Genomic DNA, 15,783 nt, shown 5'->3' on the forward strand with positions numbered 1-15,783 from the left:
CACCTCGACGTCTTCTGCCTCGACCAGCGCACCTTCCGCGGCGCGAACTACGCCGGCACGACGGAGGGCGAGCCGGCGCTGCTCGGCGAGGAGCAGACCGCGTGGCTCATCCGCGAGGTCATCGCCTCGCGCGCCACGTGGAAGGTCATCTCCGCCGACCAGCCCATCGGGCTGGCCCCGCGCCGCCAGCAGGACCTCGACGGCTACGGCAACGGCGACCACGGCGCGCCGCGCGGCCGCGAGCACGAGCTGGCGCGGATCCTGTCGGCCTTCAAGGCCGCCGGCGTGCGCAACGTCGTGTGGATCACCGCGGACGTGCACTTCACCGCCGCGCACCGCTTCGACCCCGCGGACGCGGCGTACACCGACTTCGACCCCTTCTGGGAGTTCATCTCGGGGCCGCTGGCGGCCTGCGCGTTCGGGACGAAGGAGCCGGACCGCACGTTCGGGGCGACCCAGCTCTACGTCAAGGGCAACACCGTCGACCACCGCCGCGCGCCCCGGCCCGACCAGACCTACGTCGGGTGGGGCGAGATCGACGCCGACGGCCGGCTGCGGGTCGAGCTCCGCGACGCGGCGGGCACCGTGCTGTGGTCGGTGGACCTCGATCCGGCGGATCCCGTTACGCCTGCGGCTTAACCCGTCGCGCGCTCGGGGTGGGCGGCCTACTCTGGTGGGCGTATGAGCAACGCACCTGACTTCTCCCTCTCCGCCGAGCTGGCGGCCACCTCCGACTGGGACGACGACGACTTCGTCTCCGGGTACGCCGACGAGCCCGACGACCTCGTCGAGGACGTCGTCCCCGCCGACGGGCCCGACCCCGAGGACCTCACGACCGGCGCGATGGACCTCGCCGAGCGCCACCAGTTGCGCCGCGTGGCCAGCCTGCGCACCGAGCTCGAGGACATCACCGAGGTCGAGTACCGGCAGCTCCGCCTCGAGCGCGTCGTGCTCGTCGGCGTCTGGACCGAGGGCTCCGTCGCCGACGCCGAGAACTCCATGGCCGAGCTGGCCCTCCTCGCCGAGACGGCGGGCTCCGAGGTGCTCGAGGCGCTCTACCAGCGCCGCCAGAGCCCCGACCCCGCGACGTACGTCGGTCGGGGCAAGGTCGAGGGCATCGCCGAGATCGTGCAGGCCACCGGCGCCGACACCGTCATCTGCGACGGTGAGCTGGCGCCCAGCCAGCTGCGCAACCTGGAGGACCGGCTCAAGGTCAAGGTCGTCGACCGCACCGCGCTGATCCTCGACATCTTCGCCCAGCACGCGAAGAGCCGCGAGGGCCAGGCGCAGGTCGAGCTGGCGCAGCTGAGCTACATGAAGCAGCGTCTGCGCGGCTGGGGCGGCAACCTGTCGCGCCAGGCCGGTGGCCGGGTCGCCGGCGGCGCGGGCATCGGTGGTCGTGGTCCCGGTGAGACGAAGATCGAGACCGACCGTCGTCGCATCAACACGAAGATCGCCAAGCTGCGCCGTCAGCTCGCCCAGATGAAGGGCACGCGCGACACGATGCGCTCGGAGCGCCGGCGCAACCAGATCCCCAGCGTCGCGATCGCGGGCTACACCAACGCGGGCAAGTCCTCGCTGCTCAACCGCCTGACCGACGCGGGCGTGCTCGTCGAGAACGCGCTGTTCGCGACCCTGGACCCGACGACGCGCCGCACGACGACCTCCGACGGCCGGGTCTACACGATGTCCGACACCGTCGGGTTCGTGCGGCACCTGCCCCACCAGCTCGTCGAGGCGTTCCGGTCGACGCTGGAGGAGGTCGCCGACTCCGACCTCATCCTCCACGTCGTCGACGGCTCGCACCCCGACCCCGAGGGCCAGATCGCCGCCGTGCGCGAGGTCTTCGCCGAGATCGGCGCCGACAAGGTGCCCGAGCTGCTCATCGTCAACAAGGCCGACATCGCCGACGAGATCGCGCTCGCGCGCCTCAAGCAGCGCGAGCCGCACCTCGTGGTCGTCAGCGCCCGCACCGGCGAGGGCATCGCCGAGGCGCTGCGCGTCGTCGAGGGCGAGCTGCCCCACCCGGCCGAGCCGTTCGACGTGCTGGTGCCCTACGCCCGGGGCGACCTCATGAACCGCATCCACCAGCACGCGGAGATCGACCAGCTCGAGCACACCGGGGACGGCACGCGCGTCTCCGGGCGCGCGAACGCGTCCCTCGCGGGCGAGCTCGCGCCGTACGCCGCGGGGTGAGCCCCGCTCCCCGGCGGCGTGCCGGGGGAGGGGCCGCACGGCGTTGCCGATGCCACGGCGCGGCGGAGGGTCTGTAACCTTTCATCCGTTTGCGTCCTCGTCGGCCCTCGTCAGAGCAGGTAGTGCATGTCTCGCGGAATCATCCTCCGACTGCTGTTCGTGGTCGCGCTGCTCGCCGCCTGTGCGGCCGCCGCGTGGAAGATCGAGCCCCGACTGGGCATCGACCTCGAGGGCGGCAGCCAGATCACGCTGACCGTGCTCTCCGACCAGGCGGGGGAGGACCCGACCGCCGGTGAGGTCGACCAGGTGGTCGAGGTGCTCCGCCAGCGCGTCGACGGCCTCGGCGTCAGCGAGTCGACCGTCGTGCGGTCCGGCTCCAACCGGATCATCATCGAGCTGCCCGGCGTCGAGAACCCCGACGAGGCGCTCGAGGTGCTCGGCCAGACCGCGCAGCTCGAGGTGCGGCCCGTCGTCCGGGCCTTCTCGCAGGCCGACACCGGCACCGTCCCCGAGTGCGCGGACGCCGCGGCGGCCGCCCGCGAGGACGGGTCCGCCGACGCCGAGGCGCAGGAGTGCGCCGTCACCGACGAGCAGGGCCAGGCCCTCGTGGTCGGCCCGGTCGCCCTCAAGGGCAACGACATCACCGGCGCTGCGGCCGAGCAGCCGCAGAACCAGGTCGACTGGGCCGTGACCGTCGACTTCTCGGGCGCCGGCTCCGACGCCTTCGGCGAGCTCAGCAAGGCCGCCGCCTGCGCCCAGAACCCCGCGAACCGCATCGCGATCCTCCTCGACGACGAGCCCATCTCCTCGCCCGAGGTCACCATCCCCTGTGGCGGCTCGATCACGGGCTCGACCCAGATCACGGGCAGCTTCAGCCAGGCCGAGGCCGACGACCTCGCCGTGCTCATCGAGGGCGGCTCGCTGCCCCTGCGCATCGCGGGCGAGGCCGACGGCCAGGACATCGCGCCCGACGTGCGCACCATCGGCCCCACGCTCGGCAACTCGGCCATCAAGTCGTCCGCCGAGGCCGGCATCATCGGTGTCGCGCTGACGGGCCTCTTCGTCATCTTCGTCTACCGCCTCGTCGGCCTCATGGCGACGCTCGCGCTCGCGACGTACGCGCTGATCTCCTACGCGATGCTCGTCTTCCTCGGTGCGACCCTGACCCTGCCGGGTCTCGCCGGATTCGTGCTCGCCATCGGACTCGCCATCGACGCCAACGTGCTCGTCTTCGAGAGAGCGCGGGAGGAGTTCGCCGCGAACCGGGCGGCGGGCCTCCGGCGCGCTCTCCAGGTGGGCTTCAACAAGGCCTTCACCGCGATCCTCGACTCCAACGTGACGACGCTCCTCGCGGCGATCCTGCTCGTGTTCCTCGCGTCCGGACCCGTCCAGGGCTTCGGCGTCACCCTCATCATCGGCACCGTGGCGTCGATGATCTCGGCGCTGGTCATCGCCCGCATCCTGACGACCGCGGCCGTCTCGTCGCGCTGGGTGAACCGCAACCCGAAGGTCACCGGCCTCGCGTCCGTGGGCCGCGTGCGGCTCTGGCTCGAGCGGAAGAACCCCCGCCTCATCCAGCGGCGCAAGGTGTTCGTGCTCGGCTCGCTGACCGCCTGCATCATCGCCGTCGCCGGCATCGCCACCCAGGGCCTCAACCTCGGCCTGGAGTTCACCGGTGGCCGCAACGTCATCTACGCGACGGAGCAGAGCATCACGCCCGACCGCGCCCGCGAGGTCATCGCGGACGCCGGCTTCCCTGAGGCCGTCGTGCAGTCGGCCGACGCGGGCGACATCTCCGTGCGCACCGGTCGCATCAGCGACGCCGAGGAGGGCCAGATCCGCGAGGCGCTCGACCAGGAGGTCGGGGTCTCCGAGGTCGTCTCCGACGACAGCCTGGGCGCGGCGCTCGGTGGCGAGCTCTTCCGCAACGCCATCATCGCGCTCGTCCTGGCCCTGCTCGCCCAGATGATCTACCTGGCGATCCGGTTCAAGTGGACGTTCGGTGTCGCCGCGGCGCTCGCGATGGCCAACGACGTCGTGCTCGTCGTCGGCATCTTCGCGTGGCTCGGCAAGCCCATCGACGGCGTCTTCCTCGCCGCCGCGCTGACGATCATCGGTCTCTCCATCAACGACACGATCGTCGTCTTCGACCGCGTGCGTGAGAAGTGGTGGGCGACGGGCCAGGCCCGCAAGGACCGCCTGGCGGCGGCCGCGGAGGCCGACGCGAAGGCGGCCGAGGGCGGCACCGTGCTGACCAAGAAGGCCGCCGAGGTGGAGGACCCGAACTTCGTCGACGTGACCAACCAGGCCGTCCTCGAGACGCTGCCGCGCACGGTCAACACCGGTATCGGCTCGATCTTCATCCTGGCCGCGCTCACCATCCTCGGTGGCGACTCGCTCCAGGACTTCGCGCTCGCGCTGCTCCTCGGCCTGCTGTTCGGCACGGCGTCCACGACGCTGCTCGCCGGACCGCTGCTGACGTACTTCAACCAGCGCTCGCCGTTCTCGCGCGACAAGAAGGAGAGGGCGACCCGCGACCCGAACGACTCGGGCGCCGTGGTCTGACCGACGCGCTCCCTCGCCGTACCGACGGCCCGCCCCTCGCCGGGGGCGGGCCGTTCGGCGTCGCTGCGGGGCTGACGCGTCGCCTGTGGATGCGCCGCGTCGTACCGGCGCCGCCGCGGCTAGGGTTGCCCGGGTGTCCTCCCCCTCCGCGAACGCCCCCGACGAGCCTGCCGTGACGGCCTCCGCCGGGCGTCCGTCGCGGGTGCGGGAGGTGCTCGGCACGGCGGTCGCCGCCCTCGGCGGGGCCGAGCGGGCGGGGCAGCTGCAGATGGCGGACGCCGTCGCGGAGGCCCTCGCCGACGAGGAGCACCTGCTGGTGCAGGCCGGCACCGGCACCGGCAAGTCGCTGGCCTACCTGGTGCCCTCGATGCTCCACGGGGAGCGCGTCGTCATCGCCACGGCCACGCTCGCGCTGCAGCACCAGCTGGTGGAGCGCGACCTGCCGCGGCTGGTCAAGGCGGTGAAGGGCGAGAAGGGCGTCGACACGTCCTACGCGGTGCTGAAGGGCCGGTCCAACTACGCGTGCCTGCACCGCATCCGCGAGGGCGTCCCCGACGACCAGGGCGTGCTGGTGGAGGTGCCGGAGGGCACGCTGGGCGCCGAGGTGCTCGCGCTGCGCTCGTGGGCCGAGGAGCAGGCGGAGGCGGGTGGTCCCGGCGACAAGGACCACGCGCCGCGCCACAACGACCGCACGTGGCGCCAGGTGAGCGTCAGCGCGCGGGAGTGCCTCGGCGCCACGCGCTGCGCCTACGGGGAGGAGTGCTTCGCCGAGCGCGCCAAGGCGAAGGCCGCCGACTCGCAGCTCGTCATCACCAACCACTCGCTGCTCGCGATCGACGCGATCGAGGGCATCCCGATGATCCCGGAGTACGACGCGGTCGTCGTCGACGAGGCCCACGAGCTGGTCGCGCGCGTGACGCAGGCAGCCACCGACGAGCTCAGCGCCAACGACGTCGACCGGGCGGCGCGCCGGGCCCGGCGCCACGTCGAGGAGGCGGACGCGCCGAGCAACCCCGCCGACGACCTGGCCGACGCGGCCGAGTCGCTGCGCGCGGCGATGAGCGAGACGGAGGCGGGACGCCTCGACCGGCTGCCCGACCTCGTCGCGGAGTCGCTCGAGCTCGTCCGCGACGCGGCGCGGGAGTGCGTCTCGGCGTTCGCGCGAGGGCCGAAGGACGCGCCCGGTGAGCCCGACGCCGGCAAGGCGCAGGCCAAGGCGGGGGTGCAGGAGGTCTTCACGACCGCCGAGCGCCTGGCCGCCAACAGCGACAACGACGTCGTGTGGCTGTCGCGGCCCTTCGGCTCGGGCCGCGACCGGATTCCCGACCGCCTCTGCGTGGCGCCCCTGCAGGTGTGGGGCCAGATGCGGGACCGGTTGCTGACGGAGTCGACGGTGGTCTTCACCTCCGCGACGCTCATGCTGGGCGGCGACTTCGACGTGGTGGCCTCCACGGTCGGGCTCAAGCCGTCGGAGCGTGCGGACCGGATCGGCGCCTCCGACGCGGCGGCGGCCGCGAAGGTCGACGGCGACGCCGCAGCGTCGTCCGGTGTGCTGCCGTGGCGCGGCCTCGACGTCGGCTCGCCGTTCGACTACGGCCGGCAGGGGATCCTCTACGTGGCGCGCCACCTCCCGCCGCCCGGTCGCGACGGTCTCGGGGCGGCCCAGGTCGACGAGATCGTGCGGCTCATCGACGCCGCGGAGGGCCGCACGCTCGGCCTCTTCTCCTCGCGCCGGGCCGCGGAGGCGGCGGCCGAGGCCGTGCGGGAGCGCCTGCCCCACCTGACGACCCTCGCCCAGGGCGACGCGCAGCTCTCCGAGCTGACGCGCCAGTTCGTCGGCGACCCCCACACCAACCTCTTCGGCACGCTCGGGCTCTGGCAGGGCCTCGACGTGCCCGGGGACACCTGCCAGCTGGTCCTCATCGACCGGATCCCGTTCCCGCGGCCCGACGACCCGTTGATGTCGGCCCGCCAGCGGGCCGTGGACGCCGCCGGTGGCAACGGCTTCATGCAGGTCGCGGCCACCCACGCCGCGCTCCTGCTGGCGCAGGGCGCGGGGCGGCTGATCCGCACGGTCGAGGACCGCGGGGTGGTGGCGATGCTCGACCCCCGCCTGGCGACAGCGCGCTACGGGCGCTTCCTCGAGGCCAGCCTGCCCGCCATGTGGCGGACGACGGACCCGGAGGTCGTCGTCAAGGCGTTGGCGCGGCTGTCGGCCTCAGCCGAGGAGTGACCGCCCGTCCCAGGCCCACCGTCCGGTGGGGAAGGGCAGGCCGAGGAAGCGGGCGACCGTCGGCGTGACGTCGACGGTGGTGGCCACGAGGGGCGAGGTGCGACCCCGTGGCACGGCGGGGTGGCCGCCGGCGAGGAAGAACGGGATCGGCTCCGTCGTGGGGTGCCCGTGGTTGCCGGGGATGGGGTTGGCGAGCACGTGCGGGTCGGAGAACCGCCAGCCCGCGCGGCAGTAGACGACCACGTCGCCGGCGTTCGCCCCCAGGCGGAGGCGGGGCACGCGGGCCCGGTCGTAGACGCCGAGCACGCCCGGCTGGACCTTCGCGATCGCCACGATGCGGTCGACACCGGCCTGGCGCTGGCTCGCCGGGCCGGTCCAGTAGACGAGGTTCGCGCCGCCGTTCTGGGCGATGGCGACCTTGCCCTTCAGCACCGGGTCGGCGGCGAGGGGCGAGGTCAGGGAGACGACCTTGTGGGGCAGCGACCAGTCCATCGAGTGGTCGGCGAGCACCACGACCAGCGACCGTGCCCACCGGCCGGTGGACTTCAGCATGTCGACGAAGCGCTTCACCTGCAGGTCGGTCGCCACCAGCGCCGTACGCCGCAGCAGCTCCAGCGACAGCCCGCCCGTCAGGTCGGTGTGGCCGACGCGGTCCACGTCGCCCAGGTTGACGAAGACGAGGTGCGGGTCGAACTCCTCGACGATCGAGAGCGCCGCGTCCATCGTGAACGGGTCGGGGGCGTGCCCGCTGACGGGGACGATCGGGCCCGGCTCCCAGCGGTACGTCGCGTTCCGCCCGAAGATGCCGTAGAGGTACTCCTTGCTCAGCACCGAGCCCGCCGTCATGCCGTGCTTGCGCGCGAGCGTCATGAGCGTGGTGGCCTTGAGGTCCGTCGGCAGCTCCAGGGTGCGCTCGGCGCCCAGGGCACGGTCGTAGACCGAGTTCGCCGGCACGCCGTTCCGGTCGGGCCGCACGCCCGTCATCATCATGACGTGGTTGGGGATCGTCTCCATGATCGGGAGCGAGCGACCCTGCGGGAAGTGCAGGCCCCCGGCGCGCAGCGCCTGCAGGTTCGGCATCAGCCCCGAGTCGATCTCGTCGGGGCGGCAGCCGTCGACGACGATCACGTAGGCCCGGTTGCCCAGCGCAGGGCGGCTGGTCGCCGCTGCCCGCTCCGCGCCGAGGGCGGCCGAGAAGGTGAGCGCGGCGCCGCCGGCCCCGGCCACCTTGAGGAAGGTACGGCGCTGGGCGGCGGGCCGCAGGTGCTCCCGCTCGGGGTCCCCGTCGAGGAACGGCGAGGGGGTCGCGGCGTCCCGGTGCACGCAGTCGGTCATGTCAGCGTCCTCCCACGGGCCCGGCGGCCCGGCTGATGGTGTTCGTGCCGGCGAGCGTCTGGAACGAGACGGCGTGGGTGCTGCCGGCGCCGCGCTGGTCCCGGGGGCCGGTGACGTACCAGTCCATCTGCACCCGGGCGCTCGTCACGTCGAGCACGGAGTAGCCGTGCGAGTCGAAGTCGAGGTAGCGCACGTGGCGGTTGGCCAGCCGGATGGCCGACTCGACGGCGAGGCTGCCGGTGCGCGGCGGCACGCCGAGGATGTCCTTGAGGTTGTTGGACGTCACCGAGCTCGCGACGAACTCGACGCCGGCCGAGCGGCCGAGCGGGTAGGTCGCGACGTCGTACGGCAGGTCGGCGGCCCACCCGGAGTGGATGTCGCCGGTGACGAAGACGGTGTCGCGGATGCCCCGGTCGCGGATGTGGGTGAACAGCTCGCGGCGGTCGTCGGTGTAGCCGTCCCACTGGTCGACGTTGTAGGGCGAGCCGTCGCGCGGCAGCAGGTGCGTCACGTCGTTGACCGGGTCGAGGAGCTCCGTCGGGAGCTGGGCGAAGGTGACGGGGGCGATCATCACGGGGTTGCCGACGAGCTTCCACTGCACCTGGGTCGTGCCGAGCGCGTCCTTCAGCCAGTCCAGCTGCGCCCGGCCGGTGATGGTGCGGGCGGGGTCGCTGACCCGGGCGTCGACGGCGGGATAGGCGACCTGCTCGTCGCGGTAGGTCCGCAGGTCGAGCATCGAGAGCTGGGCCAGGCGGCCGAAGCGCAGGCTGCGGAACAGGCGGGTGCCGTCGCCGAGCGCGGCGGTGCCGTTCATCCGCACGGGCATCCACTCGTCGTAGGCCCGGTGGGCCCGCGCGCGCCGCGTGGCCCAGTCGCCCTCGGTGGCGGGCTGGTGGTTCTCGGCGCCGCCGCGCCAGGCGTCGTTCGTCGTCTCGTGGTCGTCCCAGGTGACGATGAAGGGGTACTTCGAGTGCAGCCACTGCAGGTCGGGGTCCTGCTTGTACTGCGCGTGGCGTTGCCGGTGGTCCGCGAGCGAGACCATCTCCCGCGCCGGCACGTGCCGCCGCACGTCGACGTTGTCCCTGCCGAGCCCGTACTCGCCCGGTCCGTACTCGTACAGGTAGTCCCCGAGGTGCAGGATCGCGTCGAGGTCGTCGCGCTGCGCGAGGTGCCGGTAGGCGTGGAAGTAGCCGGCCTGCAGGTTGGCGCAGGAGACCACGCCGAGACGCAGGCGGTCGGGCACCGCGGTGGCGGCGGGCGCCGTCCGCGTGCGGCCGACGGGGCTGGGGACGCCGTTGAGGAGGAAGCGGTAGACGTACCGCGTGCCGGGCCGGAGGCCCGTCGCGTCGACCTTCACGGTGTGGTCGGCGGCCGGCCCGGTGCGGTAGGTGCCGCGCGCGGCGAGGTGGAGGAAGCGCGTGTCGGTCGCGACCTGCCACTCGACGGTGACGTTGCCACCGCGGCCCGAGCCGGGGGTGGCGTCGCGCTGGGGCGTCACCCGCGTCCACAGCACGACGCGGTCGGGCAGCGGGTCACCGGAGGCGACGCCGTGCTGGAAGTACGGCGAGGTGGCGGCCTGCGCGGCGGGGGAGCCCCACGGGTCCGCCACCGCGGCGGCTCCGGCCACAGCGGCGCCGGCCACGGCGGAACCGGCGAGCACGGTACGGCGCCGGACCGGCGGCAGCTCGGGCCGCGGCGCGCAGGAGGACGAGGTCTCGGTCACACCCCGGTAACGAGGGCCGGACCCGCGGGTTCCGCGTGCAGCGGTGTGAGCACGGTCCCGACGGCGAACCGTCGCCGTCCGTTCACGTGGCTACTGCGCGAGCACCGGCACGGACCGCTTCCCGGGCCCCGTACCGCGGTCGTTGACCGCGTGGACATCGACGGTCCACCGGCCGGAGGGGAGAGGCAGGTCGAGCGACCGGGCGGCCGGGCCGAGCACCCGGGAGACCTTGGTGGTCCTGCTGCCGCTCGCGGGACGGGCCACCACGTAGTAGGCCGTGATGGCGGCTCCGTTGGGGTGCGCCGCGCCCCACCGCACATGCGCGGTGGTCGGTCGCCCGGGCCGACCGGGCCGGACGCTGATCCCCGTCGGAGCCGACGGCACCGTCGCCCGCGGCAGCCGCACGGTGAGCGACGCGGAGGCTCCGTGGCCGACGGCGGACGTGGGCCGCACCTCGACGGCCAGGGAGCTGCCGGCCCGCAGGCCGGTGAGCGTGAGGTGGCGCTGGTCGGCCGGGACCCACCGCGAGCGCCCGTCCACGGCCACGACGTATCCCGTGACGTCGCCGGCGCCCACCGTCGGCGGCGCCCAGCCGAGCGTCACGGAGGTCGGGCGGGCGCCGCTCGCGACGAGCCGGGTCACCGCACCCGGCGGCGTGCGCCCGGTCGCGCTCGACCAGGCGCCGCGCTCGCCGCCCGCGACGCTGCGCACCTCGACCCGGTACGTCGCGGCCGACCGCAGCCCGCCCAGCTGGTGGCGGCCACCGCGGGCCGATGCCTCGCTCGTTGCCGAGCTGGTGCCGACGCTGACGGTCTCCGGCCCGCGGACGAGGTGGTCGCCGTCCCACAGCCGCACCTCGTAGGCCGTCGGGGACGTCCCCGACGCGGTTCCCCAGCGGACCTGCAGCACCCCGGGGGCGGGCGGGGCCGCCCGCACGTCGGTGACCGGTGGCGGCACCGCCCCGGCGCACGCGGTGCTGACGCGGGCGGACCAGGCGCCCAGGCTCCCGTAGTCGGACCACGTCGGGCTCCCGTCCGCGACCGTCCCCGTCGTGACGGGGACCCCGTCGATCTCGACGGCCCACCGACCGGCCGGCACGGGGCCGCTGACGAGCTGGGCGTCGAGGCCGAGCACGGCCCCGTCGCCGTGCGTGCCCGTGCCCGCCACCTCCTGGACCCTGCCGTCGGGGCGCAGGAGGCGCAGGCCGACGTCGAGGTTGCCGCCCGGCGATGGGGCCACACGGGCCCGGATCGTGCCGGTGCAGGTCGTGTCGACGAGGAGGACGTCGCGATCCGTCCTGGTGCCGATCACGCCCTCGGTCGCGCCCTCGGTCATGGCGTCGGTGGCGACCACGGTGCCGGTCGCGGGGGTGTCACCGTGGTCGTCGTCGCGGAGCGGAGCACCGTTGGCGGCGATGAGGGCGACGTCGTCCTCGCGCCGGACGGCACCGGGATACTCCCCGTTGCTCCACTGCACGAGGGGCACACCCTCGCTGCGGCCCATGACGGGGGCCCAGTTGCCGTGTCCCGGGTGGTACTCGAACTCCTCGTCACCGTCGTGCCCGAGGCCGAGGGTGTGGCCCAGCTCGTGGGAGGCGGCCGCCGCGAGCGTGTCGGCGAGCGCGGGCAGCCGTCCGGGGTCGGTGCGGACCGCGGCGAGGTCGGCCGGGTCGACGAACACCCACGCGGGGGACTGGTCGGCCGAGCCGACGCGGTCGAAGGCGTCGGTGAAGGCGATGCCGCCGCAGGGCTCGTCGCACAGCGTCGGCGCGGCGGACGTGTCGGTCGTGAGCAGCACCCGCATCCCGTAGGCGCCGTCCGCGGCCGACGAGCGCTCGAGGGCGGCCGCGCCCGGGTCGGCGGTGGTGACGTCGACGGCGAAGGGCGCCAGGTCGTCGGCGACCCGCAGCCAGACGAGCCGGACGAGCTCGAGGGTCGTCGGGTCCCACCCCGCGGCGGGGCGCAGGCCGGCGTAGGCGCCCGCCGGGAGGCCGTGCACGGTGTTCCACGCCGTGTCGCGCACCTCGTGGCCGTCGACGTCGAGGAGGACCGTGCGCGGGGCACCGGGGAGCGACGACAGGGCCAGGGGATCGGACGCCGGGGTGGCTGCCACGGCAGCCGCCGGGCCCGCCGTGCCCGCCGCACCGCCGGGCGCAGCGCCGACCGCCGGCGGCAGCGCGCAGCCGGCGACCACGAGGGCCACGACGACGAGGAGGCGGAAGGGCGACATGGGGCCATCCAACCCCGCCGGGGCGTCGGACGGGCACAGGTCCGTCGCCCTGGGGATGACGGGTCCGCGCTGTACGGGTGGGGACGGAGAGCGGGCCGTCCTGATCCGTGCGGCCCGCGCGGATCAGAAGAAGGAGAGCACGTAGGCGCCGAGGAGCGCGACGATCACCACGAGGGCCACGACCCGGGCCCAGGTCGGGACGCTGCTGACGAAGTGGTCGGGCGTACTGTCGTCCCGGACGCCGGTGTCACGGAGCTCCGGCGGGTCGTCGAGGTCGCCCGCGTAGGGCTCCCCGGCCTGCCACCCGCCCCCGTTGGACGGGTGCTGGCGCCGGGCCTCGAGCTCCGCGGAGCACTGGTCCATCCAGGCGTCGACGACGCCCGCGTCGTACACCTGGGCGTCGTGCACCGCCGGGAACGGACGGGGGTCGAAGGGGCCGGGGTGGAAGCCGGTGCGTCGGCCGCGACGCATCTCCTCGACCAGCGCGGTGACGTGGGCGTCCACGTCGCGGATCCGGTAGCCGTCGGCAGCCTCCAGCACCGGGAAGCGCGGGGTGTCGCTCGGCATTGCGGTCTCCTCGGGGACGGCCTCGACGTGATCCTACGGCCGTCCCCGGGCCCGGGACGACCGGGCCCGGAGCAGTCGGGATCAGAGGCGGCGGAGGACCGCCGTCACCTTGCCGAGGATGGTGGCGTGGGTGCCGTCGATCGGGTCGTACGCCTCGTTGTGGGGGAGGAGCCAGACCTGCCCGTTGCGGCGCTGGAACGTCTTCACGGTCGCCTCGCCGTCGATCATCGCGGCGACGATCTCGCCGTTCTCGGCCGTCGGCTGCTGGCGGACCACCACGTAGTCGCCGTCGCAGATCGCCGCGTCGATCATCGAGTCGCCGGACACCTCCAGCATGTAGAGCGTGCCGTCCCCGACGAGCTGCTGCGGGAGGGGGAAGACCTCCTCGACCCGCTGCTCCGCGAGGATCGGGCCGCCGGCCGCGATCCGTCCGACGACCGGCACGTACGTCGCGGCGGGGCGCGCCTCGCCGATGTCGGTCTCGTCGATGACGGACTCGTCCGCGCTGGAGAGCGCCGCGCGCTCGACCTCGAGGCCGTGCCCGACCACCTGGATCGCCCGGGGGCGGTTGGGGTCGCGACGGAGGTAACCCTTCTCCTCCAGCGCCTTGAGCTGGTGGGCGACCGAGGACGAGCTGGTGAGGCCGACCTGCTCGCCGATCTCGCGCATGCTCGGCGGGTAGCCCCGCTCGTCGAGCGCGGTCGTGATGACGGCGAGCACGCGCGCCTGGCGCGGCGTCAGGCGCGCCTGCCCCGCACCGGGCTGCGGCACCGCCGACACGTCCGTCACCCCTGCGTCGTCGCCCGGGTCCTTGGTCGCCGCCATGTCCGTCCTTCTTTCCGCGCCCTCGGACGCTTCGCCGCTCGGTCGACTGCTCGGTGCCCCCGCGCCGTGCTGCAGGCGGGACACCGTCGCGGACCGCACGCTAGTCGTCGGACCCGTGCGGATTCAAACATCTGTTCGACCGGCGTGTCCCGTGTCGCCGTCGGTACGCCGTCGAAGAAATGTTCGACCGCACCCTTGATCCGATCGAACACCTGCTCTAGTGTCGCTCAGGTGTTCGATCGAACGTGTGATCGACGGTGGGTCCGGCGGTGACGCCGACCAGAACTGTCGGTGGCCGTCGATAGACATCGCTCGTCACGACCCGACACTTCCCCAGGAGGTCACCATGAGCTCGACCGCATTCGCCCCGCAGCTGCCGGCAACCCGGTCCGCCCGTCCTGTTCGCGCGGTCCGTCCGGCGCGCCCGGCTCCCCGGGCGCAGGGCTCGCTGCGCCTCACGCGACGCGGCCGTCTGGTGGTGCTGGTGCTCGGTCTCGTCGCCATGCTCGCCCTGGGCGTCGTCCTCGGCTCGGTGTCCGCCGCGAGCGACGAGTCGACCGCCGGGCAGACGGAGACCATCCGCGTCCAGTCGGGCGACACGCTGTGGGACATCGCCGCGGCGCGTGCCGGTTCGGGCGAGTCGGTGCAGGACGTCATCGACGAGATCCGCTCGATCAACCACCTGAGCTCCGGGGCGCTGATGGCCGGCGACCAGCTCGAGGTGCCCGCGGCCGGCTGACGCCGCACCGCGTCGCGGCAGGTCCGCGACGCCCACGATCCCGGCAGGTCGACTCGACCCCGACCTGCCGGACCAGGGGAAGAGAGCGAGGGGCGGGCCTGCGACGGCGGGCTCGCCCCTCGTGCCGTTCCCGGAGGGTCGTCCCCGTCGTCCGGTCAGCGGGCGGCGCGCTTGCCGCCGGTCGGTCGCGGTGGCTGGTCACCGGGTGTGCCGCCCGCTCCACCGAGGAGGCGCAGGGCGCTCCCGCCGAGCAGCAGTCCGACGAAGAGGCAGGCGATGGCGCCGAGGCAGGCCAGCGCGAGCAGGAGCCAGGCGACGCCGCTCCCGTCGTCGCGCGCCGCGCGCCCGAGGTCGATCGCCATCCAGACGAGGTAGCCCCACGCGACGACCGTCAGCGTGATGCCCAGGGCGTGCAGGGCGAGGGCCCGGCCTGATCCTCGGGCGCGGTTCGGCTCTCCCGATCGGTCTCCTGCACGCTTCCCCCCGGCCACCGCCCCATCATGACGGATGGGGGCGCGACACGCCGCCGAAGCGCTCTGACCTGCGCGTTCGGCGGGTTCTCGGGAGCACTTGCACGGCTGGGGGGTGGCGCGTACGGTTACCCCCACATCTAGTACTTACACCGATGTAGTTATCCACATCTAGTCCCCAGAAGGCTTCTGTGAATCCACAGAAGTCGGCGGGTCCCTCCACAGGCGGGGCCGTTCCATCCACATCTACGTCCACACCCCGGATCCGAGGAGAGGTCGCGCCGTGCACTGCCCGTTCTGCCGCAACAGCGACACCAAGGTCCTCGACTCCCGGGTCGCGGAGGACGGCGCCTCCATCCGGCGTCGGCGCTCGTGCCTCGCGTGCGAGCAGCGGTTCACGACGGTCGAGCTCATGCAGCTCTCGGTGCTGAAGCGGTCGGGCGCGAGCGAGCCGTTCAACCGCGCGAAGGCCATCGCCGGCGTGCGGAAGGCCTGCAAGGGCCGACCGGTGAGCGACGACGACCTGGCCTGCCTGGGCCAGGCCGTCGAGGACACGCTGCGTGCCTCCGGCTCGGCCGAGATCAAGGCGCACGACGTCGGCCTCGCGATCCTCGGCCCGCTGCGGCAGCTCGACGAGGTGGCCTACCTGCGCTTCGCGAGCGTCTACCGCTCGTTCGAGTCCGCCGCCGACTTCGAGGCGGAGATCGGCCTGCTGCGGCTCGACCGGGCCGAGGCGGCGGCCGCCGCCGGTGAGCCCGGGGACGGTCCCGGTGGGGATCCCAGAACTGTCAGTGCCGTCGGCAACGCTGCACAGCGCCCGGCGCCCGCCACCAGCGGCTGACCACCAGCTGCCCGGCACGTCGTGGGGAAGCGGCGTGCCGGGCACACCATTCGTCCGTCG

At 73.7% G+C, this 15,783-nt stretch carries 12 protein-coding genes; 6 read left to right on the forward strand and 6 right to left on the reverse strand.

Going from position 1 to position 15,783, the window contains the following annotated elements; all coding sequences use genetic code 11:
* From QE405_RS00005 to QE405_RS00020, 4 genes are all read left to right on the forward strand, one after another.
* Positions 1-639 (forward strand): alkaline phosphatase D family protein (locus QE405_RS00005; RefSeq protein WP_307198182.1); only part of this gene is annotated, 639 nt, incomplete at its 5' end.
* Between the two features lie 42 nt (positions 640-681).
* Positions 682-2,196: a GTPase HflX gene (gene hflX, locus QE405_RS00010; protein ID WP_307198183.1), complete on the forward strand. Its 1,515-nt coding sequence runs from the start codon at positions 682-684 to the stop codon at positions 2,194-2,196.
* Positions 2,197-2,322: 126 nt separating this feature from the next.
* Positions 2,323-4,761, forward strand: coding sequence for a protein translocase subunit SecD (secD, locus tag QE405_RS00015; protein WP_307198184.1), 2,439 nt, complete (start codon positions 2,323-2,325; stop codon positions 4,759-4,761).
* Positions 4,762-4,894: 133 nt separating this feature from the next.
* Complete coding sequence (locus tag QE405_RS00020; protein WP_373459429.1) at positions 4,895-6,994, forward strand: ATP-dependent DNA helicase; 2,100 nt, start codon at positions 4,895-4,897, stop codon at positions 6,992-6,994.
* Here QE405_RS00020 and QE405_RS00025 read toward each other — a convergent pair.
* From QE405_RS00025 to lexA, 5 genes are all read right to left on the reverse strand, one after another.
* On the reverse strand, positions 6,980-8,329 hold the full coding sequence (locus QE405_RS00025; protein WP_307198185.1) for an alkaline phosphatase family protein: 1,350 nt from the start codon (positions 8,327-8,329) through the stop codon (positions 6,980-6,982). The two genes, QE405_RS00020 and QE405_RS00025, sit on opposite strands and share 15 nt — an antisense overlap.
* 1 nt (position 8,330) lies before the next feature.
* The gene (locus tag QE405_RS00030; protein ID WP_307198186.1) at positions 8,331-10,052 is read right to left on the reverse strand and encodes an alkaline phosphatase D family protein; all 1,722 of its coding nucleotides are present in this window, start codon (positions 10,050-10,052) and stop codon (positions 8,331-8,333) included.
* 90 nt (positions 10,053-10,142) lie between these two features.
* Positions 10,143-12,281, reverse strand: a complete 2,139-nt coding sequence (locus tag QE405_RS00035; protein ID WP_307198187.1) for a fibronectin type III domain-containing protein — start codon at positions 12,279-12,281, stop codon at positions 10,143-10,145.
* 123 nt (positions 12,282-12,404) lie between these two features.
* A complete protein-coding gene (locus QE405_RS00040; protein WP_307198188.1) occupies positions 12,405-12,848 on the reverse strand; it encodes a hypothetical protein in 444 nt (147 codons plus the stop codon).
* A gap of 81 nt (positions 12,849-12,929) precedes the next feature.
* Positions 12,930-13,673: a transcriptional repressor LexA gene (gene lexA, locus QE405_RS00045; RefSeq protein ID WP_307198189.1), complete on the reverse strand. Its 744-nt coding sequence runs from the start codon at positions 13,671-13,673 to the stop codon at positions 12,930-12,932.
* A gap of 346 nt (positions 13,674-14,019) precedes the next feature.
* Here lexA and QE405_RS00050 point away from each other — a divergent pair, with 346 nt between their 5' ends.
* Positions 14,020-14,412: a LysM peptidoglycan-binding domain-containing protein gene (locus QE405_RS00050; protein ID WP_307198190.1), complete on the forward strand. Its 393-nt coding sequence runs from the start codon at positions 14,020-14,022 to the stop codon at positions 14,410-14,412.
* A gap of 155 nt (positions 14,413-14,567) precedes the next feature.
* Here the strand turns inward: QE405_RS00050 and QE405_RS00055 are convergent, their stop codons facing one another.
* On the reverse strand, positions 14,568-14,903 hold the full coding sequence (locus QE405_RS00055) for a hypothetical protein (RefSeq protein WP_307198191.1): 336 nt from the start codon (positions 14,901-14,903) through the stop codon (positions 14,568-14,570).
* Between the two features lie 262 nt (positions 14,904-15,165).
* Here QE405_RS00055 and nrdR point away from each other — a divergent pair, with 262 nt between their 5' ends.
* Positions 15,166-15,723, forward strand: coding sequence for a transcriptional regulator NrdR (nrdR, locus tag QE405_RS00060; protein ID WP_307198192.1), 558 nt, complete (start codon positions 15,166-15,168; stop codon positions 15,721-15,723).
* Positions 15,724-15,783 lie beyond the last annotated feature (60 nt).

It is taken from the genome of Nocardioides zeae (assembly GCF_030818655.1).
Lineage (GTDB): Bacteria > Actinomycetota > Actinomycetes > Propionibacteriales > Nocardioidaceae > Nocardioides > Nocardioides zeae_A.

Excerpts from the sequence above, each read along its gene's own strand:
- QE405_RS00050 (WP_307198190.1), top strand. The coding sequence starts at position 14,020 with ATGAGCTCGACCGCATTCGCCCCGCAGCTGCCGGCAACCCGGTCCGCC.
- QE405_RS00040 (WP_307198188.1), bottom strand. The coding sequence starts at position 12,848 with ATGCCGAGCGACACCCCGCGCTTCCCGGTGCTGGAGGCTGCCGACGGC.
- hflX (WP_307198183.1), top strand. The coding sequence starts at position 682 with ATGAGCAACGCACCTGACTTCTCCCTCTCCGCCGAGCTGGCGGCCACC.
- secD (WP_307198184.1), top strand. The coding sequence starts at position 2,323 with ATGTCTCGCGGAATCATCCTCCGACTGCTGTTCGTGGTCGCGCTGCTC.
- lexA (WP_307198189.1), bottom strand. The coding sequence starts at position 13,673 with ATGGCGGCGACCAAGGACCCGGGCGACGACGCAGGGGTGACGGACGTG.
- QE405_RS00035 (WP_307198187.1), bottom strand. The coding sequence starts at position 12,281 with ATGTCGCCCTTCCGCCTCCTCGTCGTCGTGGCCCTCGTGGTCGCCGGC.
- QE405_RS00025 (WP_307198185.1), bottom strand. The coding sequence starts at position 8,329 with ATGACCGACTGCGTGCACCGGGACGCCGCGACCCCCTCGCCGTTCCTC.